25 protein-coding genes and 1 pseudogene are annotated in these 24,185 nt (G+C 42.2%); 4 read left to right on the top strand and 22 right to left on the bottom strand.

Annotated features, from left to right (window positions below; all coding sequences use genetic code 11):
* Window positions 1–39: 39 nt before the first annotated feature.
* The 15 genes and pseudogenes from SOR_RS01260 to SOR_RS01190 all read right to left on the bottom strand — a co-directional run bounded on the left by SOR_RS01260 (window position 40) and on the right by SOR_RS01190 (window position 13,174).
* Window positions 40–1,296: a diaminopimelate decarboxylase gene (locus SOR_RS01260; RefSeq protein WP_000856553.1), complete on the bottom strand. Its 1,257-nt coding sequence runs from the start codon at window positions 1,294–1,296 to the stop codon at window positions 40–42.
* Window positions 1,297–1,362: 66 nt separating this feature from the next.
* Window positions 1,363–2,190, bottom strand: coding sequence for a pur operon repressor (purR, locus tag SOR_RS01255; RefSeq protein ID WP_002874197.1), 828 nt, complete (start codon window positions 2,188–2,190; stop codon window positions 1,363–1,365).
* A 104-nt stretch (window positions 2,191–2,294) separates the two neighbouring features.
* On the bottom strand, window positions 2,295–3,236 hold the full coding sequence (locus SOR_RS01250) for a 3'-5' exoribonuclease YhaM family protein (protein ID WP_000703206.1): 942 nt from the start codon (window positions 3,234–3,236) through the stop codon (window positions 2,295–2,297).
* Entirely contained in the window at window positions 3,226–4,482 is a 1,257-nt protein-coding gene (locus tag SOR_RS01245; RefSeq protein ID WP_000450914.1) for a DNA recombination protein RmuC, read from the bottom strand. The genes SOR_RS01250 and SOR_RS01245 overlap by 11 nt, the downstream gene beginning before the upstream one ends.
* A 1-nt stretch (window position 4,483) precedes the next feature.
* A complete protein-coding gene (locus tag SOR_RS01240; RefSeq protein WP_001001255.1) occupies window positions 4,484–5,146 on the bottom strand; it encodes a thiamine diphosphokinase in 663 nt (220 codons plus the stop codon).
* Window positions 5,109–5,765, bottom strand: coding sequence for a ribulose-phosphate 3-epimerase (rpe, locus tag SOR_RS01235; RefSeq protein WP_000084997.1), 657 nt, complete (start codon window positions 5,763–5,765; stop codon window positions 5,109–5,111). Before rpe ends, SOR_RS01240 begins: the two co-directional genes overlap by 38 nt.
* Window positions 5,766–5,775: 10 nt before the next feature.
* On the bottom strand, window positions 5,776–6,654 hold the full coding sequence (rsgA, locus tag SOR_RS01230; RefSeq protein WP_013670157.1) for a ribosome small subunit-dependent GTPase A: 879 nt from the start codon (window positions 6,652–6,654) through the stop codon (window positions 5,776–5,778).
* A gap of 1 nt (window position 6,655) precedes the next feature.
* Entirely contained in the window at window positions 6,656–7,528 is an 873-nt protein-coding gene (gene rsmA, locus SOR_RS01225) for a 16S rRNA (adenine(1518)-N(6)/adenine(1519)-N(6))-dimethyltransferase RsmA (RefSeq protein ID WP_001216846.1), read from the bottom strand.
* Window positions 7,529–7,540: 12 nt separating this feature from the next.
* Window positions 7,541–8,353 (bottom strand): hypothetical protein, encoded by an 813-nt coding sequence (locus SOR_RS01220; RefSeq protein ID WP_000013640.1) that lies wholly within the window; start codon window positions 8,351–8,353, stop codon window positions 7,541–7,543.
* A gap of 157 nt (window positions 8,354–8,510) precedes the next feature.
* On the bottom strand, window positions 8,511–8,807 hold the full coding sequence (locus SOR_RS01215; RefSeq protein ID WP_000692386.1) for a hypothetical protein: 297 nt from the start codon (window positions 8,805–8,807) through the stop codon (window positions 8,511–8,513).
* Between the two features lie 7 nt (window positions 8,808–8,814).
* Window positions 8,815–10,204, bottom strand: a pseudogene (locus SOR_RS01210) (SseB family protein).
* A gap of 256 nt (window positions 10,205–10,460) precedes the next feature.
* On the bottom strand, window positions 10,461–11,315 hold the full coding sequence (locus SOR_RS01205; protein WP_000755760.1) for an SDR family NAD(P)-dependent oxidoreductase: 855 nt from the start codon (window positions 11,313–11,315) through the stop codon (window positions 10,461–10,463).
* The gene (rnmV, locus tag SOR_RS01200; RefSeq protein ID WP_041170801.1) at window positions 11,312–11,902 is read right to left on the bottom strand and encodes a ribonuclease M5; all 591 of its coding nucleotides are present in this window, start codon (window positions 11,900–11,902) and stop codon (window positions 11,312–11,314) included. Before rnmV ends, SOR_RS01205 begins: the two co-directional genes overlap by 4 nt.
* Window positions 11,903–11,910: 8 nt before the next feature.
* Entirely contained in the window at window positions 11,911–12,384 is a 474-nt protein-coding gene (locus tag SOR_RS10200) for a hypothetical protein (protein WP_001280254.1), read from the bottom strand.
* Window positions 12,385–12,388: 4 nt separating this feature from the next.
* The gene (locus SOR_RS01190) at window positions 12,389–13,174 is read right to left on the bottom strand and encodes a TatD family hydrolase (protein ID WP_000575591.1); all 786 of its coding nucleotides are present in this window, start codon (window positions 13,172–13,174) and stop codon (window positions 12,389–12,391) included.
* Window positions 13,175–13,325: 151 nt separating this feature from the next.
* Here SOR_RS01190 and SOR_RS01185 point away from each other — a divergent pair, with 151 nt between their 5' ends.
* Window positions 13,326–15,170 carry an APC family permease gene (locus SOR_RS01185; protein WP_000488832.1) on the top strand — a complete coding sequence of 615 codons (1,845 nt, stop codon included), beginning with the start codon at window positions 13,326–13,328 and terminating at the stop codon, window positions 15,168–15,170.
* Window positions 15,171–15,351: 181 nt separating this feature from the next.
* Here the strand turns inward: SOR_RS01185 and rpmH are convergent, their stop codons facing one another.
* The 3 genes from rpmH to SOR_RS01170 all read right to left on the bottom strand — a co-directional run bounded on the left by rpmH (window position 15,352) and on the right by SOR_RS01170 (window position 17,289).
* Complete coding sequence (gene rpmH / locus SOR_RS01180; RefSeq protein WP_000831905.1) at window positions 15,352–15,486, bottom strand: 50S ribosomal protein L34; 135 nt, start codon at window positions 15,484–15,486, stop codon at window positions 15,352–15,354.
* A 144-nt stretch (window positions 15,487–15,630) separates the two neighbouring features.
* Window positions 15,631–16,845, bottom strand: a complete 1,215-nt coding sequence (locus SOR_RS01175) for a pyridoxal phosphate-dependent aminotransferase (protein ID WP_000666454.1) — start codon at window positions 16,843–16,845, stop codon at window positions 15,631–15,633.
* A 144-nt stretch (window positions 16,846–16,989) separates the two neighbouring features.
* Window positions 16,990–17,289 (bottom strand): hypothetical protein, encoded by a 300-nt coding sequence (locus tag SOR_RS01170; protein ID WP_000651413.1) that lies wholly within the window; start codon window positions 17,287–17,289, stop codon window positions 16,990–16,992.
* Window positions 17,290–17,455: 166 nt separating this feature from the next.
* Here SOR_RS01170 and SOR_RS01165 point away from each other — a divergent pair, with 166 nt between their 5' ends.
* Window positions 17,456–17,908, top strand: a complete 453-nt coding sequence (locus tag SOR_RS01165) for a universal stress protein (protein ID WP_000079162.1) — start codon at window positions 17,456–17,458, stop codon at window positions 17,906–17,908.
* A 36-nt stretch (window positions 17,909–17,944) separates the two neighbouring features.
* Here the strand turns inward: SOR_RS01165 and SOR_RS01160 are convergent, their stop codons facing one another.
* The gene (locus SOR_RS01160) at window positions 17,945–19,330 is read right to left on the bottom strand and encodes a Cof-type HAD-IIB family hydrolase (RefSeq protein ID WP_000453125.1); all 1,386 of its coding nucleotides are present in this window, start codon (window positions 19,328–19,330) and stop codon (window positions 17,945–17,947) included.
* Between the two features lie 65 nt (window positions 19,331–19,395).
* On the opposite strand from SOR_RS01160, the gene SOR_RS01155 reads away from it, so the two are divergent.
* Entirely contained in the window at window positions 19,396–20,358 is a 963-nt protein-coding gene (locus SOR_RS01155) for an asparaginase (protein WP_001124803.1), read from the top strand.
* Between the two features lie 53 nt (window positions 20,359–20,411).
* Here the strand turns inward: SOR_RS01155 and ccpA are convergent, their stop codons facing one another.
* Window positions 20,412–21,422, bottom strand: a complete 1,011-nt coding sequence (gene ccpA, locus SOR_RS01150) for a catabolite control protein A (RefSeq protein WP_001090635.1) — start codon at window positions 21,420–21,422, stop codon at window positions 20,412–20,414.
* A 204-nt stretch (window positions 21,423–21,626) separates the two neighbouring features.
* Here ccpA and SOR_RS01145 point away from each other — a divergent pair, with 204 nt between their 5' ends.
* Window positions 21,627–21,944 (top strand): DUF960 domain-containing protein, encoded by a 318-nt coding sequence (locus SOR_RS01145; protein WP_000886045.1) that lies wholly within the window; start codon window positions 21,627–21,629, stop codon window positions 21,942–21,944.
* A gap of 51 nt (window positions 21,945–21,995) precedes the next feature.
* On the opposite strand, the gene SOR_RS01140 is transcribed toward SOR_RS01145, so the two are convergent.
* The gene (locus tag SOR_RS01140) at window positions 21,996–23,279 is read right to left on the bottom strand and encodes a hypothetical protein (protein ID WP_001125363.1); all 1,284 of its coding nucleotides are present in this window, start codon (window positions 23,277–23,279) and stop codon (window positions 21,996–21,998) included.
* On the bottom strand, window positions 23,272–24,093 hold the full coding sequence (gene folK, locus SOR_RS01135; RefSeq protein ID WP_000372521.1) for a 2-amino-4-hydroxy-6-hydroxymethyldihydropteridine diphosphokinase: 822 nt from the start codon (window positions 24,091–24,093) through the stop codon (window positions 23,272–23,274). Before folK ends, SOR_RS01140 begins: the two co-directional genes overlap by 8 nt.
* Between the last annotated feature and the right edge of the window lie 92 nt (window positions 24,094–24,185).

Raw genomic sequence — 24,185 nt, 5'->3', positions numbered from 1 at the left:
AGAAAGCAATCTGTTTTTCACTTTCATTTTCAATTTCTTTTACTGATCCGATTCAAAATCAAAACCATACAAGGTTGCAAAATAGTCCTCAGGACGCTCTGCACGGCGGATTTGGCGGGTTTTTCCTTCTTCGGTATAGAGGATTTCTGCCGAGCGTAATTTTGCATTGTACTGGTAACCCATGGAGAATCCATGTGCACCTGTATCATGAATCACTAGCAAATCACCGATTTCTGTATGAGGTAGTTCGCGGTTCACTGCAAATTTATCATTGTTTTCACAGAGTGAACCAACCACATCTACCACCTCAACTGGTCCATCTGGATGGGTCAGATTGGTGATATGGTGGTAGGCTCCATACATGGCGGGGCGCATGAGGTTGACTGCTGATGCATCCACGCCCAGATAGGTACGGTAGGTTTTTTTCTTATGAGTGACTCTTGTGACCAAAGCTCCGTGAGGCGCCAACATAAAGCGGCCTAATTCAGTAAAAATCTTGACCTGACCAAGTCCTGCAGGTGTGAGGACTTCCTCATAAACCTTACGAACTCCCTCACCAATCACAGCGATGTCATTTGGCTCCTGGTCTGGGCGGTAATTGACTCCGATTCCGCCGGAAAGATTGATAAAGTCTAGTGAAATGCCCAACTTTTCCTTGATTTCAACGGCTAATTCAAAAAGCTGACGCGCCAACTCTGGGTAGTAGAGATGGGTGACAGTATTGGATGCTAGGAAAGAGTGAATCCCAAAAGTCTTGGCTCCTTTTTCCTTCAAAACCGCAAAGGCTTCAAAAAGCTGGTCCTTGGTCATACCAAACTTGGCCTCCCCAGGATTGTCCATGATATCTGTTCCTAGCTCAAAAACGCCACCAGGATTGTAACGGCAAGAGATGATTTTTGGAATGCCTGCCGCTCGCTCCAGATGTTCAATGTCTTCAAAGGCATCCAAGTTAATGGTTGCCCCCAATTCATGCGCATAGGCATATTCCTTGTCAGGCGTGTTGTTAGAAGAGAACATGATTTCAGAACCCGGAAAATCCAGTTTGTGGCTCATCAAGAGCTCTACATAACTAGAGCAGTCCACACCACAACCTTCCTCTTGGAGGATTTTCAAGATGGCTGGGGTTGGAGTAGCCTTAACTGCAAAATATTCTTTAAATCCCTTATTCCAAGAAAAGGCCCGGTTGACTGCTCGCGCTTTCTCGCGAATCCCCTTCTCGTCATATAAGTGAAAGGGAGTCGGGAACTCTGCAACAATTGTTTCTAAATCTTCTCGGCTGATAAATGGTGTTTTCATAAGCTTCCTTCTATTCTGTTTGCAAAGAAAGGCTGGGACAATCGTTCCAACCTTTAGTTCTATCTCTTATTTGTCTTCGTCAAAGATATTTCCAATCTCGACATCGATGGATTGGTTCTTAACATCAATATTGGTTACCTTCAAGAGTGACTTGTAATCGAACTGCTTTTCACGTTCTTCTTGGGCATTGTCTGCAAAGACTGCGACACCAGCCAGTTCAGAATCGAACTCACGCAAAAGACTAATCATCCCGTTGACAGTTCCGCCACCTTTCAAGAAGTCATCCACGATCAAGACACGACTGCCTGCCTTGAGACTGCGTTTTGAAAGGAACATTTTTTCAATACGGTCACCACTTGAACCTGAAACATAGTTGACACTGACCGTTGAACCTTCGGTAATTTTTAAATCACGACGCACAATGACAAATGGAACATTAAGGACATTGGCAACTGCATTTGCGAGTGGCACACCTTTTGTTGCTACTGTCATAACGGCATCGATTTTTTGGTCCATAAAGCTCTTGGCAATGATACGACCAATATTTTTCAAAATGGCAGGCGTACTAAGCAGATCAGACAGATAGATATAGCCACCTGGCAAGATGCGGTCGCTTTCTGAAAGTTTGTCACGCAAGTCTGCGATCATTTCTTTGGCTTCATGACTCGAGATTGAGGGTGTAAAGATAACGCCACCACCTGCTCCAGTCACTGTCTGGATATGGCCGATTTCAATTTCCTCAAAGGCACGCTTGATAATCACGATGTCCTCTGAAATCGATGATTTGGCAGATTCGTACTTTTCTGCAAAGGTGTTGAGACTTGTTAGTTTGTATGGATTATTAATCAAATAGTTGGAAATGACAACCATCCGATCACTTCTTCTTAATTTCATTTTTATTTACCATTCCATTTAATTTTGATATTTTATCCATTATACCATATTCACATAAAAAAACGAACATTATTGCGTAAAAAATGCTCGTTTTTCTTAAATTATTAATCTAAATCTGGTTTATAGAAGGAACGATTGTCCATAGCGAAGATTTTGTTGGTCATCTCTCCTTTATCCACCAAAGCTAGAGCTGTTGACATCATCATCATGCTGGCATCTAGATTGTCAATCATATGGATAATCTCTGCTTCCATAATGCGTGGACGGACTGGACTTCCATACTCCAGCAAGCCATGGTGACTGAGGATGACATGGCGCAGTAGCACCACTTCTTCTCTAGTATCATCGATACCTAGTTCCATGACTGTCTTGGTAATTTCACTATCGATGAGGGCTATATGGCCGATGAGATTGCCTCGCACTGTGTACTCCGTCTGATCGGGACCACTGAGTTCTAAAACCTTGGCCAAGTCGTGCAACATAATCCCAGCATAAAGCAGGCTCTTATTGAGCTGAGGATAGATGTCACTAATGGCATCTGCCAAACGCACCATGGTCGCCGTATGATAGGCCAAACCCGTTTCAAAGGCGTGGTGGTTGGTCTTAGCAGCTGGATAGGAGTAGAATTCCTTATCATACTTGGTGTAGAGACTGCGAACGATACGCTGCCAGACAGGATTTTCAATCTTGAAAATCATTTGCGACATGTAGTCACGAATCTCCTTGACATCAACCGGAGATTTAACCTTGAAGTCAGCTGGATCATTGGGTTCCCCAGGCTGAGGCAGGCGGAGAGTAATTTGATTGACTTGAGGAGTATTATTATAAACTTCTCTGCGCCCTTGCATGTGGACCACTTTCCCTGCAGTAAAGGCCTCAACGTTATGAGGCTGAGCATCCCAGAGTTTTCCTTCAATCTCGCCACTATCGTCTTGGAAGGTAAAGGCTAGGTAGTTTTTCCCAGCACGCGTCTGTCTCAGGTCAGCTGATTTAATCAGGTAAAAACCTTCAAACAGCTCATCTTTTTTCATGTGACTAATCTTCATATTCTTCCTCATCTTCTTGGAAATGGAGTAGATCAAGCGCAGGCTCACCTTCTGATAACTCAATGTGACGGAGCGTCCGCTCGATAGCTGTAGTGCGACGGTTTAATAATTCATCAATATTGCCAGAGGCATGTTGAAGATGTTTTTGTGCCTTGACCAGAATGCCTCCGAACTTGCCAAACTCGGTCTTGACACTAGCTAAGGTCTTGCTGATATGGTCAGCACTCTTTTGGATATTGAGAGTTTTGAAGCCAACTGATAGAGAGTTAAGCAGGGCTGATAGGGTACTTGGACCTGCGACAATAATCTGCTCTTCCCGTCTCAAACCATCAAAGAAGACCGGATTGCGAACGATCTCTGAATAAAGACCTTCTGTCGGAACAAACAAGACTCCAAAATTGGTTGTTCGAGGCGGCGCTATGTACTTGCTCTTGATATCCTTGGCGAAACGCTTAACGCTTGTCAAGAGAGATTTACGACAGCGTTCAATCTCGTCCTTATCACCGGCTTCATAGGCTTCTTCTAATCGGTAATAATCTGCCAGTGGAAACTTGGAGTCAATCGGTAGATAGACGTATTCCTGGTCGCCTTGGCCAGGCAACTTGATGGCGTATTCCACACGTTCACTGGAGTTTTCAACCGTTGCAAATTCTCGTTCGTACTGGGCTGGTGTCATGATGTCTTCGATGATCTGCCCCAGTTGCAATTCGCCCAGAATTCCTCGCGTCTTGGTTCCAGAGAGAACCTTGTTGAGGGCACCGACATCACGAGCAACCGTCTGCATTTCTCCAAGACCACGATTGACAGACTCTAGTTGCTTGGAGACTGTCTCGAAGGAAGCCTGCAAGCGCGTCTGCAAGGTCTTTTCCAACTTTTCCTCGACTGTCTGGCGCATTTGCTCCAAGCGTTGCTCATTTGATTCCTGCAAAGCTTGAAGGCGTTGGTCGGTCTTGTCCCTAGTTTGCAAAAGATTATCTGTCATTTCTTGACGGACTTGAGTCAGGCCTTGGTGCAACTCCATTCGCACTTCTTGCAAACGGTCGCTGACAGCCACTTCCAAATCTTTTTGATCTAGCTGATTGGTTTGCCTGGCTTGTTCAAAGCGATAATCCAGTTGATCTGAAAGATCATCTGCCTGATCCTCCAAACTCTTGCTTAGGTGTTTCTCCTGCTTATCCTGCCTTTGCCAAATGAGAAGGAGTCCAGCTAGATTGGCAATTAATAATAGTAATAATACAGTCTCCATCCTACCTCCTGTCCTTGCTATGCAACACGACGACATAGCCATCTGGGCAAGTCACCGAAACTTCCCTATCTATATATTCGTTAGAAGCGTATACTTTTTTAAAGAAAAAATTCTCCTCTGTCAACTCATACTTGGCACCAAGAATGGTCAGCTGGCTATCCCGAACTGGCATAAAGGCTAGATAGTCATAGTCCGAGCGGGGTTCTAGCTGACTGGTCCCTTCTGGACAATAGGAAATCACATTTTGCCCATCCTCAATCGCTATCTGGCGCATATAGGGTGCTAACTTGGGATTGCTAGGTAGAAAAACATTGGCCAACATATGGTCAATACGGCCACCCAAAGCACCGAAAATAGTAACTTGAGCCTGAGGATTTTGCTCAAAGACGGTTAAGAGAGCCAATTCCAGATCCGTATCATCCTTTTCTGGCTGGGCTTGAACAAAATGCTGGGCACTTTTTTGAATCACCTGTCGCTCTTCTGCAGTGACAGAATCAAAATCTCCAACTGCTAGAGCCAGAGGAAGGTCTTCTTCCAAGACCCAGAGCGAGCCTCGATCTACACCGACAAAGCAATCAAAATCCGTTCGATAATGACCACGGTCTCCACCTGCAAAAACGGCAACCCTAGTGCAGTTGTTTTCTGAGCGTTTGCACTCGTTCATTGACATCTCCCTTAAAGACATAAGATCCCGCTACAAAAACTGTAGCACCAGCTTCTTTGGCTTGAGCAATGGTTTGGTCATCAATCCCACCATCCACTTCAATCTCAAAGTTCAAGCCTTTTTCCTCACGAAGGGCAACCAACTCACGAATCTTATCCATGGTTTCAGGGAGAAAAGCTTGCCCGCCGAAGCCAGGGTTCACCGTCATCACCAAAACTTGGTCAACTAGGTGAAGTACATATTTGATAGCCTCAACAGGTGTACCAGGATTGATAACGATCGATGGTTTGACGCCTAGTGAACGAATCTTTTGGAGAGCGCCATGGATATGAGGTGTTGCTTCGACATGAATGCTGATGATATCTGCACCTGCACGCGCAAAGTCCTCTAAATGATTCTCTGGATTAGCTACCATCAAGTGGCAGTCAAAGACCATCTTGCTATGGGGACGAAGAGCTTCAACCACACCTGCACCAAAACTGATTTGTGGTACAAAGTGACCATCCATGATATCGATATGGGCATATTCTGCCCCAGTTGCTTCTAGGCGTTTGATTTCACGTTCAAAGTTGGCATAATCTGCTGCCAGAATTGACGGAGCAATCTTGTATTGAGACATAGGTTTCTCCTTATTTTGGAATTTTTTTGCTGACTTTTTTATAGGTTTCTCTGCGATTTTCAATTTCACTGAGGAATTGCAAGTAGTTGTCAAAACGGAAGGTCGCAATGGCACCCTTTTCGACAGCTGGCTTGACCGCACAAGCTGGTTCATGGGTATGGGTACAAGTACGGAATTTACAGTCTCGACTGACACTGGCAATCTCTGGAAAGGCCTGATTGAGGTCTTCAGCCGTTGACACTTCATAATCCAGTGATGAAAAGCCTGGTGTGTCCGCGATTTTACCCCCATTGAGATTGTAAAAACTAACAGCTCGAGTGGTATGGCGACCACGACCTAGACTATCTGAGATTTCTCCTGTCTCGAGATTGAGGTCTGGTGCGATTTTATTGAGAAGGGTTGATTTTCCAACGCCTGTCTGCCCCATAAAGACTGTAGTCTTGCCTGTTAACAAGGGTAGGAGTTCTTCCTTGCTGGTCACAAAGTCATAGCCAATGTCACCATAGGTCTGCTGGTAAAAACTTAATTCTTCCCTATCTTCTAGCAAGTCCATTTTAGAAATATAGACGACAGGATGGATGCCCTTATGTTCTAAGAGTACCAAGAAGCGATCCAGCAAATTGCTATTAAAATCAGGCTCCTTAGCCGACATGATTACCACAGCTTGGTCAATATTGACAATAGGCGGACGAACCAGACTGTTTTTCCGTTCGTGAATCTTGAGAATATAACCTTCAGAATATTCCTCCGCAGAAAAATCTACCCAATCCCCAACATAGGGTGTATGACCTTTTTTACGGAAATTCCCACGCGCGCGTGTTTGATAAACCTGACCGTCACTCTCCACATAGTAGAAGCCCGCCAAGGCTTTAATGATTTGTCCCCGCATCTTAGAGTCCTTGTCCTTTAAGCGCATCTGAAAGGCTAGCAAATTCTTCTAAGCTTAGTGCTTCCCCACGCACACTTGGTGACAAGCCTGCTTGGTCCAAAGCCTTGGTCAGCTTATCCTTGACTTCTTCGGTCTTGCCAAAGTAGCCTGTTAAGTTGTTCCACAAGGTCTTGCGACGATGAGTGAAACTAGCCTTGGAAACCTTAAAGAAGAAATTCTCATCTTCGACTGCTACGGCTGGATCTGGACGGCGCACCATTTTCAAGATGGCCGAATCCACATTTGGTGCTGGCACAAAGACCGTACGAGGCACGATAAAAGCAACCTTGGCTGTCATGTAATACTGAACCGCAATCGACAAGCTACCGTAAGCCTTGGTGTTAGGTTGGGCTGAGATGCGATCCGCCACTTCTTTTTGCATCATGACGACAAACTCACTAAAAGGAATGCCACTCTCAATCAAGTGCATGAGAATAGGCGTTGTGATATAGTAGGGCAAGTTGGCTACTACCTTGATTGGCAGGCCAGGATTTTTAAAATTCTGGATATGCTGGGCCAAGTCAACTTTGAGAATGTCCTCGTTGACTACTGTCACATTGTCAAAATCACGCAGGGTATCTGCCAAGATCGGTACCAAACGGTGGTCAATCTCAAAGGCCATAACCTCTGCCGCACGCTCAGCCAAAAACTCCGTCAAGGCACCAATCCCTGGCCCGATTTCGATAACATTAACCTGATCATCAATTTCAGCTGTATCCACGATTTTTTGAAGGATATTGGTATCCGTCAGGAAATTTTGCCCGAAGGACTTTTTAAAGGTAAAACCGTGACGCTCCAGCACTGCCTTGGTCACGCTATAATCTGCAATTCTCATTTATTCTCTTTTCTATTTGTTAGCTAAAAACAATCTATAAACCCAAACAATTACCAACACCAAGAGAAACCAAAATCTCAAAGGAATATGATACTCGTCATCTTTAGATTCTGCACCAGTCTCATCAAGCACTTTCTCATCTTCTTTGCGTGGTGCTTGTTTATCTTCTTGGCCTTGCGCTTGATCGTCTTCTTGATATTGCTCTTGTTTTTGATTCTCTTCTTGACCTTGCGCTTGTTTATCTTTTTGATTTTGTTCTTGTTTATCTTCTTGATCTTGTTCTTGCTTATCTTTTGGGCCTTGCATTTTCTTCAACTCATCTAGGTAGGCAACCGAGTCTAGAATATTATCTTCTGGCAATAATTTTGAGGCATAATAATCAGGAAATCCCATAGCAGACCAAATTACGTTCTTTTCTGTTAAAGAAAAATCCAATTCTTGGGGTTGATTTTCCTGAATGGCTCGGATATTTTTTATAAGCTTACGCGAAGCTATAGTTAATCCATCCATATCAGCAACTTCTAAAATATCAAACCCTAGCATGTCACCTGCTTTGACATTTGCAAGAATGTAGCGAACAAAATCATCATATAATTGCAAGGTCTGAGGAGCGTTCTGTTCTAAAAAGGAACGATTTTTGATGGCCTTTTTCTGGAATTTTTCAATAGGAAGTAAGATATTAAATTTCTTCCATAGAATATTAGGCATTCGCACATCTTTTTCATCCCAAAATAATTGCCAAAAATAAGGAATGGTGTAAACTCCCTCCGTTAAAATACGTACATCTTTCCCGTTTTTTAAATAAATATAGCTTCTATTTGCCATATCGTTTCCTTTCACCATTTTTATGAAGGTTTTATCTTCCCTCAAAGTCACTCCAAACAGGGCCAACTGCTTAGATTACCTCTTGTTGTCAAAAAATCAATGCATATTGTTCTAATTTTCATTCATTATCTTTTAAGAAAATCATTTATTCTCTTTTCTAATAGGAACGGCGATATATCCAAACAAATTCATTTCCTCTAGAACTCTGATGAATCAGGTCTTTTAAATAGATATTGGGATTCGTCAGTTCTTTTGTTTCTGTATGATAGCTTGTTATTGTCTGCCCACCATGTCGGAGAAGCCACTCTGTATCCAATCTAGGCAAATATCTGTCCTTTTGAAGGAAATCACAAAATTCCTCTACTGTCATGTCCTCAGGAACTTCAAGTTCTACCTTGTGAGGCAGAACATCATCCCCCATACAGATAGACTCTCTATCAACGATTATTTTCATCCCTTGATCAACCTTTAGCTCTTCCTTCTAGTTCCTCACTGAACTGTTGCATTTCTTTAAACGCTTTGTCACTGACATAAACACCCGCTTTATAATACTCAGTCTGGTTAATGGCATAGTCAAAGATTTCAATCATGCCTCCAGCGTTTTCAATCATAGCGCTCCAATTTTCATCGAAAACCATTCGCAAACGTTTCCAATCAGTAAACACTGAAACCGAATTTCGTCCATTTTTCCCTTCTCTAGTCGGAAGATTAAACGTAGCAGATTCTTCTAAAACATGAGAATTACTTTCCTGACTAGGTTCAGGAAATCCTGATGTTGCATTTATAGGAAGAAGGAATTTAGCTTTTGGCATTGCCATTGAAAAGAACTTATAATAGAGTTTATAATTTAATTCTTCCTCTTCTGTAGTCGGTCTATCCATCTGTCCCATCAAAAGCATCCATCTCACAATATCAGGATTCATAACAGGAACTTGTATCTCTGGCAAGCCTGTAAAATCTGGTTTTTGAACTAAAATAGAAGAACTTATACTAGCTTCTTTGGTATTAAAGAATGCTCCTAAAGCACCATTCAAGTAAAAGGCTGTCCCAAGAAAATTCTCAATTCCTTTTTTATCTTCCGTATTTTCAATCCGTTTTACCACTTTTAATTGGTTTTCAATTGCTTCCTTATACTGATGATACCAACGAGGGGTAAATAGCATAATCATTGGGTCAGTGCATAGATAGCCTTCATCACCTCTATCATATGTAGTTGAGAAAAGATAAGGTTCCCCAGTATTTTCTGAATAAACAGCATAAATCGAATCCGCTTCTAGCAACTTGTCTTTGACAATTTCTGCTAGAAGCTCTGACTTACAAGTATTTTCTTGATTACTTTCTTCACTTTTTGATTTTTGACGGCAATCCCATAAAAAAGCCTGTAAAATTTCGATACTATCATCAAGACTAAGATTCTGATAGTCCTCATCACTTACTTTACCTTCTTGAATAGTCACAAAAGCTCGATAGAGAGCATAAGCATAGCTAGATAAACGCTTTTTTTCATCTACACCAGGACTATAGAGCACACTTCCCTTTTTTAACTTATCTAGAGAGGGAAGCATATCAATCTCTAGATAAACTAACTCCTCATCGCTAAGGGAATTCACATCTTCGTTTTGGCAAGAAAGCTTTTTCACTACTACAGTTTCAAGAGCATCCATACCTTGATCGGGATTGCAAAACTGAAGACGATCACCAACTGTCAAACTCCCTTCCAAAGTCGCAGCAATCAGTAATTCCCTCTTTTCTTTCATCGGGAAGAAACCCAAAACTCCTAGACAAGCATCTCCTTTGGTTTCTTCTGTTGTCTTCTGTGCTTCTGTCTTTTTAAAAATCAAAAATTCCCATTGCTTTTCCTCATTAATTTCACCCAAGTGCTGGTTTTATCAATTATCTTTTTTTATCAGGCATGGTATTGAGCATAGTTGAAGCATATGCTATTACCTCTATTGTAACACATTCCCTTTATATTTTTGGGCTATCTAGCTATTATCATAACTTTCCATAGCTTCTTCCACTTCTGCCAAGGTTATCCCAAACAGATTTCGATATCTAAATTTCTTTCCACTATAGAAGTAAGCATAAAATTTATTTTTCTAATTCTTTATAGATTGTCTCTTGAAAATGTCAGTTGTTCAAGTAAGGAATAGAGTTTTGCTTGCCCCTCTTCTTCGTAAGCAGTTCTATTTGCTTTTACTTTCCTGCATTTCTCATCATACAGAAAACCGTCATGGCCATCTTCTGTAGATAGGGCTGTGTAGACTTTGGCCATTTCTTCCGGGCTAATTGAAAATCTTGACTTGATTTTATACAAATTTTTCATAAAAGCGCTGAGGTGATCATAGCGGCGCATATCAACTTTGACATTGGTCACACGGATTGCCTGAACCTTGATACCTTTCCAATGTTTTCGCATATAAAGCGACAGCATCAACAAGGCCAGTTTGTTCTGATAATAAGTCTTGGCAGGACTATAATGTTTTTGACCAGCTAAATTTTCAAAATCAAGCTTCATGAAAGGATAAAGCATCAGCCCTTGGGAAGAAATATTAATAATCCGACCACTCTCAGATTTTTCCAACAAACCTTTCAACAAGATAGACAGCAAGAAAGGGGCGGCAACATTGGTCGCAAATTGCTTTTCTAAACCATCCTTAGTCAGGATGGGCTTTTTAACTGACAAATCAAAGTCAGCTGCATTGTTAATTAAAATATCTAAAGTCCCTTCTTTTTGGATATACTTCTCTACTGCTTTCCTGATACTCTTTATATCAGATAGATCAACCAACATATAATCTACATGCGGAGTTCCTGTTTGTTGGCGGATTTTCTCACAGGCTTGCTCGGCAGCTTCTTGCCGTCTACAAAAGAGAGTAACAGACCAGCCCTTTTCAGCTAATTGTTTTGCAGCCTGATAGCCAATACCACTATTGCCACCTGTAATAATTACTTTTTTCATTCCTTACTCCCTTGGACTGAATACTTAGCCATCACTTCTTCCACTTCTGCCAAGGTTATCCCAAATAACTCTAAGCGCTTGAGGAGTTGCTTGCCGTTGGAATAGCCGATGCGAAGCTTTTCACCTAGATACTCTCGGCGCCTACGACTGTCTGCTCCCGCCAAGAAACCTAGGCGAATCAAGTCACCGCGACTAATGTCAAACTCGTTCTCGTTTTCAAATTGCTCTGTCACCTGAGCCAGCGCTGTTTTTAGATCTTCATAACTGGCGTGTTCGATTCCCAGAGAACGTCCCTTGGACTTGGATTTGGGAACAGCCTCATCTCGCTTGAGAAAGGCATGCTGTACCGTTGGAATGGCCGTCATAATCATGCGACGAATCCGCTCCCCATTAAAATCTGGATCTGTAAAGACAATCACTCCATGCAATTCATGCAGGCGTTGGATCCGCTCTATATCTTGATCATTGATTGCCGATCCTCGTGTCTCATAGGTCTCTACGTCAAAATAACGTTTGAGATTGGCTGTATCATCCCGTCCTTCGACTACGATGACTTGGGAAATTTTTATTCTATTTATCACTATCATACTCCATTTTAATCATAACCTGACAATGTTAAAAGAACGATTTCTTCCGGAAAAACCAACAAGCGAACACTGCCAGTCACGGCACCTGATTCCAAAAATAAGAGTTCCCCATTTTCACCTTTCAAAGAATAAATAAGTGGTTGTCTCTCTTTAATTTTTTGACATAATTTCTGAAATCGTACCTCTAACTCAGGAATATTGATGATTAAATATTTGAAAAAATTCAGCAGATTTTTTTCTGATATTAGATTATCTTCATAATTGATTTCTCCTAATTCATTTAAAAGGCAAATTGTATCTGGCAGATTTTTCAAACTGTATCCAAGCAATTCAAAAGTGAGAGGAGAAATCAAAATCTCACATAAATTCATTTCTTGCAGTAAATCATTGAACGCAATAGTTGATGTTTTATTAATCCTTGCCATCAAATCATCGGAAATACCTCTAAAATAATTTTTATCATTATTCTGTATATCAGACAATCGTTCACTCCTGTTCAACTAGGTCGCTCAGACCAAATAAACTCTTTGCATTATTATAGGTAGCTTGCGCTATTTCTTCAACAGTCATCCCACGCAAATCCGCGATAAAATCTACCACGTATCGTGTATAGGCTGTTTTGTTTTCTCGTCCACGCTTAGGAACGGGCGCTAGATAAGGGGCATCTGTCTCAACGAGGATTTTATCCAAAGGAAGTTCCCTAGCAGCTTCTTGGATATCCGTCGCTTTCTTAAAAGTCACCACTCCTGAGAAGGAAATGGTCATACCAAGTTCGACAAACTTCTCAGCCCACTCCAAAGAGCCTGAAAATGAATGCATAATCCCACCACGAGGACCAACGCCCTCATTCTTGATAATCTCATAAGTATCTTCTAACGCATCACGGGTATGAACCACAAAGGGCAAATTCAAATCCTTAGACAACTGAATCTGACGACGAAAAACCTGCTCCTGCACCTCCTTAGATGCTGTCATCCAGTGATAGTCCAATCCAATCTCACCCAAGGCAACAACTTTGGGATGTTTTAACTTTTCAAGCAAGTAAGCTTCGACCTCGTCTGTGTATGTCCCTGCTTCAGTCGGATGCCAGCCAATAGTTGCGTAGAGTTGCTCATACTCATCTACCAACTCCAAGGCGCGCTCTATAGTCGGCTTGTCAAAGCCAACAATATTCATCCGGGTCACACCCATCTCAGCAGCTAGGGCTAATTCTTCATCTTCCCTTCCTGCAAATTCTTCTATATTTAAATGTGTATGCGTATCAAATATCATCTCTTCTAACCTCATTTTCTTCCATCTATTATACCAAAAATAGCATCCCTCGGCTTGTAAAAATATTCTAATACCGATCATTCTCCCTTGACTGCATTTTTTCAAAGCAGTATAATAACACTTATTGAAATTTTCATCAAAGGAAAAGAAAATGTTTAGAAAATTAAAATATACCTTTATCGGTCGACCACTCAAGTCCCTCACAGATGGTGAAGGGGGATTACTTGGAAAAATGCAGGCACTTGCAATGTTATCCAGTGATGCCCTGTCTTCTATTGCCTATGGACCTGAACAAGTCATTCTCGTTCTAGTTAGCCTCTCTCCTCTCGCTATTTGGTGGAGCCTCCCTATCGGTATTTTTGTCCTCTTACTGCTCGCTAGTTTGACCATTTCCTATCGTCAAATCATTCACGCCTATCCTCAAGGTGGTGGGGCTTATATGGTCACTCGGGAAAATCTCTCCCCTGAACTAGGCTTGATTGCAGGGGGCAGCCTCCTTGTTGACTATATGCTGACAGTAGCCGTATCCGTTGCGTCTGGAGCTGATGCTATTACTGCAGCCATCCCTGCCCTCCATCCCTATAATCTTCATATCTCTATTTTCCTAGTCTGTCTGCTCATGCTCTTGAATTTAAGAGGATTGAAAGAATCTGCCAGCTCTCTGATGATTCCCGTCTACCTCTTTATCTTCAGTACCGTCTTTCTCTTGCTTTATGGGTTCTTTCAACTATTTACAGGTTCCCTAAACTATCAGGCGACTTCAACCATTGGGCAAACCGTTCCGAGTCTTTCCATCGTTCTCCTATTGAGAGCCTTTACCAGTGGCTCTGCCTCTCTGACAGGGGTTGAGGCTATTTCAAATGCGGTACCATTTTTCAAAACTCCGAAAGAAAAGAATGCTGCTCAGACCCTGACCATCATGTCCTTGATTTTAGGTTTTCTTTTTGCAGGCATCACCTTCCTAAACTACTGGATGGGCATCACACCTCAAAATGGAGAAACCATCCTCTCGCAAATGGCCAAGGGCATTCTTGGTGATTCATTCTTTGGTCATGCTAGCTACTATCTCTTCCAGTTCTCAACAGCCTTGATTCTAGCTGTAGCTGCAAATACTGGCTTTTCAGCCTTCCCTATGCTGGCATACAATATGGCTAAAAACAAGTACATGCCCCATCTCTTTATGGAAAAAGGGGATCGCCTTGGCTACTCCAACGGTATCTTAACTCTGGCTTTTGGAGCTATGATCCTTCTTCTCATTTTTAACGGGAATACTGAACGCTTGATTCCTCTTTATACTATCGGGGTCTTCGTTCCCTTTGCCCTTTCTCAGACTGGGATGATTCGTCATTGGAAAAAGGAAAAAGGAGCAAATTTCTTAAAACCTGCCTTTGCTAATATCCTTGGGGCCATCATTTGTTATGCTATCGTTCTCATTTTACTCCTCTTCAGACTGGGTGATATCTGGCCATTCTTCCCAATTATCCTAGTTTTAACCTTCCTCTTTTTGTCCATTCACAGCCATTACCAAAAAGTGGCAAAACAACTGCGACTCTACGAAGGAATTGAAAAACGTACCTATGACGGCAATCTGGTTCTTGTCCTAGTAGGAAATGTTACTCGAGTAAGTGTTGGAGCCATTAACTACGCTCAAAGTATCGGTGACGAAGTGTTAGCCATGCACATTTCTACTAAAGAAACGGCAGAAAAAGACCAAGAAATTCTTCAGGAATTTGCCGATTACTTCCCAAATATCACTCTGAAGAATATCAATACTAGCTACCGCGACATCATCACCCCTAGCGTTATGTATGTCAAACGAATCGCCCAAGAAGCTAAGCAAAAAAACTACACTGTTACAGTCCTTGTCCCACAGTTTATCCCTAACAAGCCTTGGCAAAATATCCTGCACAATCAAATGAGCCTCAAACTAAAATACGCTCTCAGATGGCATGAAGACGTCGTTATCGCTAGCTACTCTTATCACTTAAAAGAATAAACAAAAACTCAAAATCAGTAACTTATATCTGGTTTTGAGTTTTTTGTATGTGACCTTTTAAACGAGCCCTCCATGAATTTCATCTGAAATGACCGATTTCAAGGACAATGCACCCTTTAAGATAAAAAGAAAAGCCAGTAGACTCGAGTTCCTACTGACTTCTTTGTTGAATTCGTTTGGATTAAGCAGCCAAAACTTTGCGTCCTTTACGACGACGAGCTGCCAATACGCGACGACCGTTTTTAGTTGACATACGGTTACGGAATCCGTGTTTACGCGCACGACGAAGTTTACTTGGTTGATAAGTACGTTTCACGATGAATACCTCCTCATAGATTTTGTATTCGTTTAGCCGGCTATAAAGTGATCAGTTACTAAACATACTTTACTATTCTATCTGATTCTTACCTATTTGTCAATAGCTCTAAGTAAATGTTTCCTGCTTTTCCCTATGAAAGCCTTATCTACGATACTGACTCAAGAAACGTGTCATCTTTTCTTGGATTTGCGCCAATTCGTCCACACGAGGAAGGTAGACGATACGGAAATGGTCTGGTTCCTTCCAGTTAAAACCACGACCATGAACCAAGAGAACCTTTTCCTGCTTCAAGAAATCAAGAACGAACTGTTCATCATCATCGATGCGGTACATATTGCGGTCAATTTTAGGGAAGATATAAAGACCCGCCTTCGGCTTGACCGCAGACAAACCTGGGATATCTTGGATAGCATTGTAAATGAAGTTTCTTTGCTCATAGATCCGTCCACCAGGAAGGAGCAATTCATCCACTGACTGGTGCCCACCTAGTGAAGTTTGTACTACTTGCTGGGCCAAAACGTTAGAGCAAAGACGCATATTGGATAGCATATTGAGACCTTCGATATAGCCCTTGACATGGTGCTTAGGACCAGACAAGACCATCCATCCTACACGAAAACCAGCGATACGATGCGATTTTGACAGACCATTCATGCTGACACAGAAAACATCTGGTGCCAAGCTCGCCACAGGCGTATGCACATGTCCATCCATCACCATGCGGTCATAGATTTCGTCAGCAAAGATGATCAAATCGTTCTGACGAGCAATCTCAATAATCTCCAACAAGAGTTCCTTAGGATAAAGGGCTCCAGTTGGGTTGTTCGGATTGATAAGAACGATTGCCTTAGTGTTGGAAGTAATTTTTGACTTGATATCGTCAATATCAGGGTACCACTCTGCAGCTTCATCACAGATATAGTGAACGGCATTTCCCCCAGCTAGACTGACCGCGGCTGTCCAGAGAGGATAGTCTGGCATAGGCACCAAGACCTCATCGCCATTATCCAAAAGCCCTTGCATGGACATAACAATCAGCTCACTGACACCATTTCCAAGGTAGATATCATCAATGTCTACATTGGGAAATTTCTTCAGTTGGCAATACTGCATGATGGCCTTGCGGGCTGAGAAAATCCCTTTGGAGTCAGAATATCCCTCACTATCACGCGCATTCATAATCAAGTCATGAATGACCTCATCTGGTGCTGTAAAGCCAAATTCTGCTGGATTCCCTGTATTCAGACGTAAAATCTTTTCTCCGTTTGCTCGCATCCGCATAGCTTCTTCCAAAACAGGACCACGGATATCATAGGCAACGTGCTCTAACTTACTAGACTTGTTATATTCTTTCATCTTGTTTCCTCAATTCATCGAGATAGTAACATTATACCACTAGAAAGGGATTGCGACAAGTTTCCTGAAATGAGCAAGCAAAGAAAAAAACTCACAACGACTAGGTTCTCGCCGTCTAAACAACTAGAGTACAGAAGTATTTTCTCACATACCAAAAGACAAACCTAGAAAGACTAATGCTAAAAAGGAATCATACAAAAGATTAAACATGAGAAAGAGCCCCCACGTGACCAAATAGTCCAAGCGACCACTTCTCTTTGCAATCACAAATAAAATGATGTGGTAGACTAAGTGAAAAAGAAGAAAAGCAACAAAACCTGGATAGAGAACGGGTACGACTCTTTCTAGCTGCCAAAGCATCACTACTTCTCCTACAAGTGACGCAAGGATCATTCCATGATAAAGAAAACTTATTTTTTTAGAAGCTTGAACAAAATCTTTCATACTTTCTCATCCCCTCGCTGTGTTTTCTACTATCCCGTTTTCTTTTATTTTAACATATCTCCACCAAATCGAATCTCCAATAATATTTATTTAAATATGATTTTTACTTTACTTCTTTAGTGAAAAGGGTTACAATAACAGTAAGAAAATTTCAGGAGGTTTCATTATGGCACAACGTTACCAAAATGTTATGGTCGCAATTGATGGTTCTAAAGAAGCGGACTTGGCTTTCGTCAAAGGTGTTTACACTGCTCTACGCAACGAATCCAAGCTCACCATTGCCCATGTTATTGACACACGCGCTCTTCAAAGCGTGTCTACCTTTGATGCTGAAGTTTACGAAGAACTCCAAGTCGATGCTGAAAGTCTGATGAAGGAGTACGAAAAGCGCGCAAGAGATGCTGGTGTGACCGATATTCACATCGTCATCGAAATGGGAAATCCAAAAACCCTCCTTGCCCGTACTATTCCAGACGCAGAAAATGTTGATCTGATTCTCGTTGGTGCAACAGGTCTCAATGCCTTTGAACGCCTCTTGGTTGGCTCTTCATCTGAGTACATTCTCCGCCATGCGAAAGTCGATTTACTGGTCGTGAGAGAAAGTGAAAAAACATTGTAATCATTAAAAAAAGGAGCCTTGAGCTCCTTTTTGTTTCTATTTTTTTCTTTCTTTATGTCGCTCATAAGCTTTAAACTGACGTTGTAGTTCCTGTCGGATGGCAGGTTCTGGAGCATATTTTTCTTCCCAGTCATCTGGTTTTAAAATCTTATGTGTAACTGGGTCAAAATGAGCTTTCCCATCAGGGAAGACCTTCCCCATATTCGCTTCATGGACAATATCAAAAATACGTTCTGGATCCACTCCCATCAAAACAAAGCTACCGTAAGTAAAATACAGTGTATCAATCAAAGCATCCACTTGACCGACCAAGTTTTGCTTAGCAGGTGTCTTTTTCGCCACTTTCTCTGCCGCCTTATCAAGTGCCTCATGCATGCTTGCAAGGGAGTCTTGGAATTCTTCCTCCGAAGAACTTGCTGCGCGAACAAACTCTACTAATTCTTCAATTTTAAAATCTGCGCGGTGGGTTGCACCTTCAGCATCCCATGCCTGTGGCTCTTCTTGAGTTCGTTCATCCATCATGTGGTGGAAGGTTTTAACCTTATTAAAGTGGTAGTCTCGACTGACAAACACTTTTTCTGAAGCCAAAACACCAAAGTGCTCGAGCGCCTTGTGGATACCATCTTGTTGATTACTTGCCGTAATATGCTTGGCAACTTCTTTGACACTGCTACTGCCATTTCCCATAGCGACCGACATACCAACACCCGCCAACATTTCCAGGTCGTTGTCGGAATCACCAAAGGCCATGACTTGATTGAGATCAAAACCATATTCTTTCCCGACTCGGCGAATGCCTTCTAGTTTGGAATTTCCTTGGTTAATGATATCTGCTGCAAAAGGATTGCTTCGAGTTAATTTCAAGTCGTCAAAATCACTTGCAGCTTTCTCAGATTCTTCTGGCGTCATCAGCATCAAAACTTGATAAATGGGTTGATTAATCAAGTTAAGCAGGTTGTCTTCCTTTTGAGGAACTGCCTTGCTGACCATTCGATTAAAGGAACGGCTAACGGTTCTTGTCAGCACAGTCGGGATAAATCGACTAACCAGTTGGGAAAAGGAGCCGAGACCAAATGACATAATTTTCGAACCAACAACGGCATGCTCGGTTCCAAGAGCGATTTCTTTACGCTCCTTTTTAGCATAAGCAATCAGTTGACGCAGACTTGACTTAGCAATCGGACTTGCAAAGAGCACCTTTTCTTTATTAAAAATGTATTGGCCATTGTAGGTCACCGCAAAATCCAAGTCCAAGTCTTCCATCAATTCCTTGACAAAAAACGGCCCTCGTCCTGTCGCTACTCCAACAAGTACTCCTTGCTCTTTGACAATCTTAATCGCGTCCTTAGTGGATTTCAAAACACTCTTGCGATCGTTGACTAGCGTTCCATCGATATCAAAAAAAACAGCCTTGACTTCCATCCTATCCCATTCTCCCCTTTTGTGTTACAATGATTATACCACATTTCAGAAAGAGTGACTAAATCATGCCTAAGAAAATCCTTGTTTTACATACAGGTGGGACTATTTCCATGCAAGCAGACGCCACTGGTGCCGTTGTAACTAGTCAGGACAATCCCATGAACCATGTTTCCAATCCACTTGAAGGGATTGAGGTTCATGCCCTAGACTTTTTTAATCTGCCAAGTCCCCATATCAAACCCAAGCATATGCTTGCACTCTATCATAAGATTAAAGAGGAAGCTAATAACTACGATGGAGTTGTCATCACACACGGTACAGATACCTTAGAAGAAACAGCTTACTTCCTTGATACCATGAAAATTCCGCCCATCCCCATCGTTCTAACAGGGGCCATGCGTAGTTCAAACGAACTTGGTAGCGACGGTGTTTACAACTATCTGAGCGCTTTACGAGTCGCCAGCGATGACAAGTCAGCTGATAAGGGGGTTCTGGTCGTCATGAACGATGAAATCCACGCGGCCAAGTACGTAACCAAAACCCATACGACAAACGTCGGGACCTTTCAAACCCCAACACATGGACCACTTGGCCTCATCATGAAGCAAGAAATCCTCTACTTCAAAACGGCTGAACCTCGTGTCCGATTTAATCTTGAGCATATTCAAGGTCTGGTTCCTATCATCTCAGCCTATGCCGGTATGACAGACGAGCTGATCGATATGTTAGATTTGGAACAGCTGGATGGCCTAGTCATTCAGGCCTTCGGAGCAGGTAATATCCCCAAAGAAACAGCTCAAAAGTTGGAAAATCTCCTCCAAAAAGGAATCCCAGTCGCCTTGGTCTCACGTTGTTTTAATGGCATTGCTGAACCTGTTTATGCCTACCAAGGTGGAGGGGTTCAATTGCAAGAGTCTGGCGTTCTCTTTGTCAAAGAACTCAACGCTCAAAAAGCTCGCCTCAAATTATTAATTGCCCTTAATGCTGGACTAAAAGGACAAGCCTTAAAAGACTATATGGAAGGCTAATCCTCTTCTCTAGAATACAAAATCAGGAAATCTTCACGATTCCCTGATTTTTTCTATTTACGTTTTCGTGTAGAGCGGCGTTCTGTCAAACCATGAGGTAGGAGAACTTCACGTTCTTCCAACTCTTCCTTATGCATAATCTTAGTCAACATACGCATGCTGATAGCACCTAAGTCATAAAGAGGTTGGGCAATAGTCGTCAAGTTTGGACGAGTGAATCGTGCAATTTGAGAGTCATCTGTCGTAATGATTTCAAACTCTTCTGGCACAGATACACCATGGTCAGCTAAACCATTTAGGACACCTGCTGCCAATTCATCACCTGTTACAACTGCGGCTGTAGCTTGTGATGAAATCAAGCGTTCTGCCAAGGCATAACCATCATCATAGCTGTATTTTGATTCAAAGACCAATCCCTCGCTATAAGAATGTCCAGCTTTTTTCAAGGCTTCCTTGTAACCAATCAAACGAACCTTGCCATTGATATCATCAACAAGTGGTCCACTAACAAAAGCAATCTTTTCGTTTTCTTTGAGAAGGTAGCTCACGGCATCAATCGTTGCTTGTTTGTAGTCGATATTTACACTTGGAAGTTGGTGTTCTACATCCACAGTACCAGCAAGAACAACCGGTGTCCGTGAACGAGAAAACTCTGAACGAATCTTTTCAGTCAAGTGATAGCCCATAAAGATAATCCCATCAACTTGTTTTGAAAAGAGAGTGTTGACCACTGAAACTTCCTTTTCATCATCCTCATCACTATTCGCTAGGACAATGTTATACTTGTACATTTCAGCAATGTCGTCAATCCCCTTAGCAAGCGTTGAGAAATAACCATTGGTAATATTCGGAATCACAACTCCGACTGTCGTTGTTTTCTTGCTAGCCAAACCACGCGCTACCGCATTTGGACGATAGTCCAAGCGATCAATCACTTCTAGGACTTTTTTTCGAGTGTTCTCTTTAACATTCTTGTTGCCATTAACGACACGGCTAACTGTTGCCATTGAAACTCCTGCTTCACGGGCGACGTCATAAATCGTTACTGTATCATCTGTGTTCATTCCGTTTCCTTTCTATAATGAAAATTTCGCTTTCACGCATCTACTTACTCCATTTTATCACTTATTGTAAACACTTTCAAGTATTTTTTAGAGAAACTTTGAAAAATTTCACAGTTTATTCCCATTTTGAAAAAGCAAGTACGATTTCTTGATTTTTAAGACATTTTGCTGTATGATAAGGAAAAATAAAAGGGGGAGGAAAACATGGCTTTTACAAATACACAGAGACGTTCCGCTAGTTTTGGTGTCGTGACCAGCCTGCCTGACGATGTCATTGACTCTTTATGGTATATTATTGATCATTTCCTGAAAAATGTCTTTGAATTAGAAGAAGAGCTTGAGTTTCAACTGCTCAACAATAAGGGGACCATCACCTTCCATTTTTCTAGCCAGCACCTTCCGACTAGCATCGATTTTGATTTCAATCATCCTTTCGATCCGCTTTACCCTCCTAGGGTCCTTGTTTTAGACCTGGACGGCAGAGAAACCATCCTCCTTCCAGAAGAAAATGACCTATTTTAAAAAACTCTAGCTTCTCGGCGCAAACTGCTGAGGAACTAGAGTTTTCTTTTTCTAATAAATAGAGCGACTGACAACTAGACCGTTTGGTTTTGTATACTCTAAATCAAGGTAATCCTGATAAGTCCCTGGCACAATGAAACCTTGGGGACTCAATATATCAGTCCCAGCTTTTCCCACGATAGAGTCTGCCAGCAAAACACAATTGGTACTGAGAACAAAGTAGGTCTTAAACTCGGATGAGCTGAATTTATAGAGGGTCGCATCCGCTTCCTGTTTCAGTTGGTAGGAGTAGGTATGCTTGACCTCGCCCTCTCTTCTTTTCATCAACTGCGAGCTTGGTTCCCAAGGAATTAACAGATCTTCTATCTCTACTAGACGAGCTTGGATGGCTGCTTTCTGTTGGTCCGTCAAACTCAGACCATAAGCAAACAAGGTCTTCTGACTTTCCCTCTTACAGAGCTCGATGTATTTTTCCCGATTGGCTTTAAACAAAACACCATCTCCAACCATGCCGAATAAACGCTCCGAGTGAGGATCATACGAGCCATAGGAAATAACCGTCCCTTGATAGCAAATATCCACATGTCCCATAGCAAGGAAGAAAGATGTTTCTGAGGTATGAATAAAAATTTCTAGATCAACCACCTGATCGTTTTTTCTTTCTGAATGAACTTCTCCTTCTTGGTTCTCATGATTTGACAGCCACTCATTCAGTTTACGCAAGGTGCTGATAGGGATAAGAGCCGTCACAAAGATTGGCAAGGTCATTCGCATTCGTCGTTTCAGCTTGGGATTGCTTTCTATCCTCTCAAAAAAGAAACCGTCCCGGAGGCTACTGGCTCCTAGCATGAGCAAGTAAAACCCAAGCAAGAGCAATTCAAAATTCGCTGCATCGTGAAAAGGAGAGATGCTATAAAGCCCGAATCCTATCATCCATACAGCATCGAAGAGATGATGAATCCGAGGATGAATGGCATTTTTTCGATAGAGAGACCAAGTCACAAGACTAATGATGCCCGTAAACAGCTGGTAGCTCGCAATGATAAAAACCAGGAGATAGAGGGCAAGATCTTGCAAGATGATAGAGTCAAACACGAGAGCCGCAACCACCAGCTTGGCCAAGGTTACAAAGATGTTTTCCCTACGCTGTTTATCCTGAAACCAGCGAGTCAACAAGTGCCAAACTGCTGACAAGGAAAAGTAGCCCATCAGCAACTGGTACCCCATTCGCGGAATAACCTGTCCAAAACGAATCAAGAGAAGCCCTAAAACAATAGCAAGTAGTCCCTCCCCGATACTCTTCCACTTGCTATAGGTCTCGGAAAGCTTAGGCATTTCCTTGCTCCAACTGGTCAACCAAGCAACGAATCGGTTTTTTTAAGATTGGATGGATAAAATGGGGAGCTATTTCCACTAACGGTTCAAGAACAAAGAGGCGTTCTGCTATATAAGGATGAGGCAAGATGAGGTCGTCTGTATAAATGACCTGATCCTCCACAAAAAGCAGATCCAAATCAATCAAACGCGGTCCCCAATGAACTTCTCGAACCCGTCCCATTTCTGACTCAATAGCTAACAAGGTCTCTAATAAGACTGATGCTGGAAGCCAGGTTTCTACTTCAATCGCCTGATTGGCAAAGCTATCTTGTTCCACACCACCCCAAGGCTCCGTCGCTAAGACACTGGACTCTTTGAGAATATGGATACCTCGAGTCCGCAGTTTATCAATAGCTTGTTCCAAGTTCGCTTTCTTGTCTCCCATATTACTTCCTAGAGCGATAAAGGCCCGCTGCTTACGACGGTGAATGGTCACTGAGCAGGTATCTAACGGTAAATGCACTGGAGCCCAAGGTTTTTTTAGTTCCAACTCAATCTCTTGGACAAGTGGATAGGTCTCAAAGGTACGTTCAACTAGTTTGTAGGCTACCGTTTCAATCAAGTCCTCAGTGCTTTCCTGAAACCAAGTCGTCCACTGCTGACACAGTTCTCCGTAATGGACAGAAGCTGTCAAATCCAATTCTGTAGCCGCCTTAGTCATATCATAGGATAGGATGGCTGAAACGACAAACTTCTGCCCCAATTCCTTCTCACTAGGAAAGAGACCATGATAGGCAAAAATTTCCAAATCTTTAATCTGCAGTTGATCCATAACTAGTCCTTTCTAGAAAAATCCGCCCAAAGCGGATTCTTTTTATACTCAATGAAAATCAAAGTGCAAACTAGGAAGCTAGCCGCAGGCTG

This window comes from Streptococcus oralis Uo5 (genome assembly GCF_000253155.1).
Taxonomy (GTDB): Bacteria; Bacillota; Bacilli; order Lactobacillales; family Streptococcaceae; genus Streptococcus; species Streptococcus oralis_L.
Note: the sequence above shows the minus strand (reverse complement) of the source record. Positions and strands in the feature narration are given on the sequence as shown.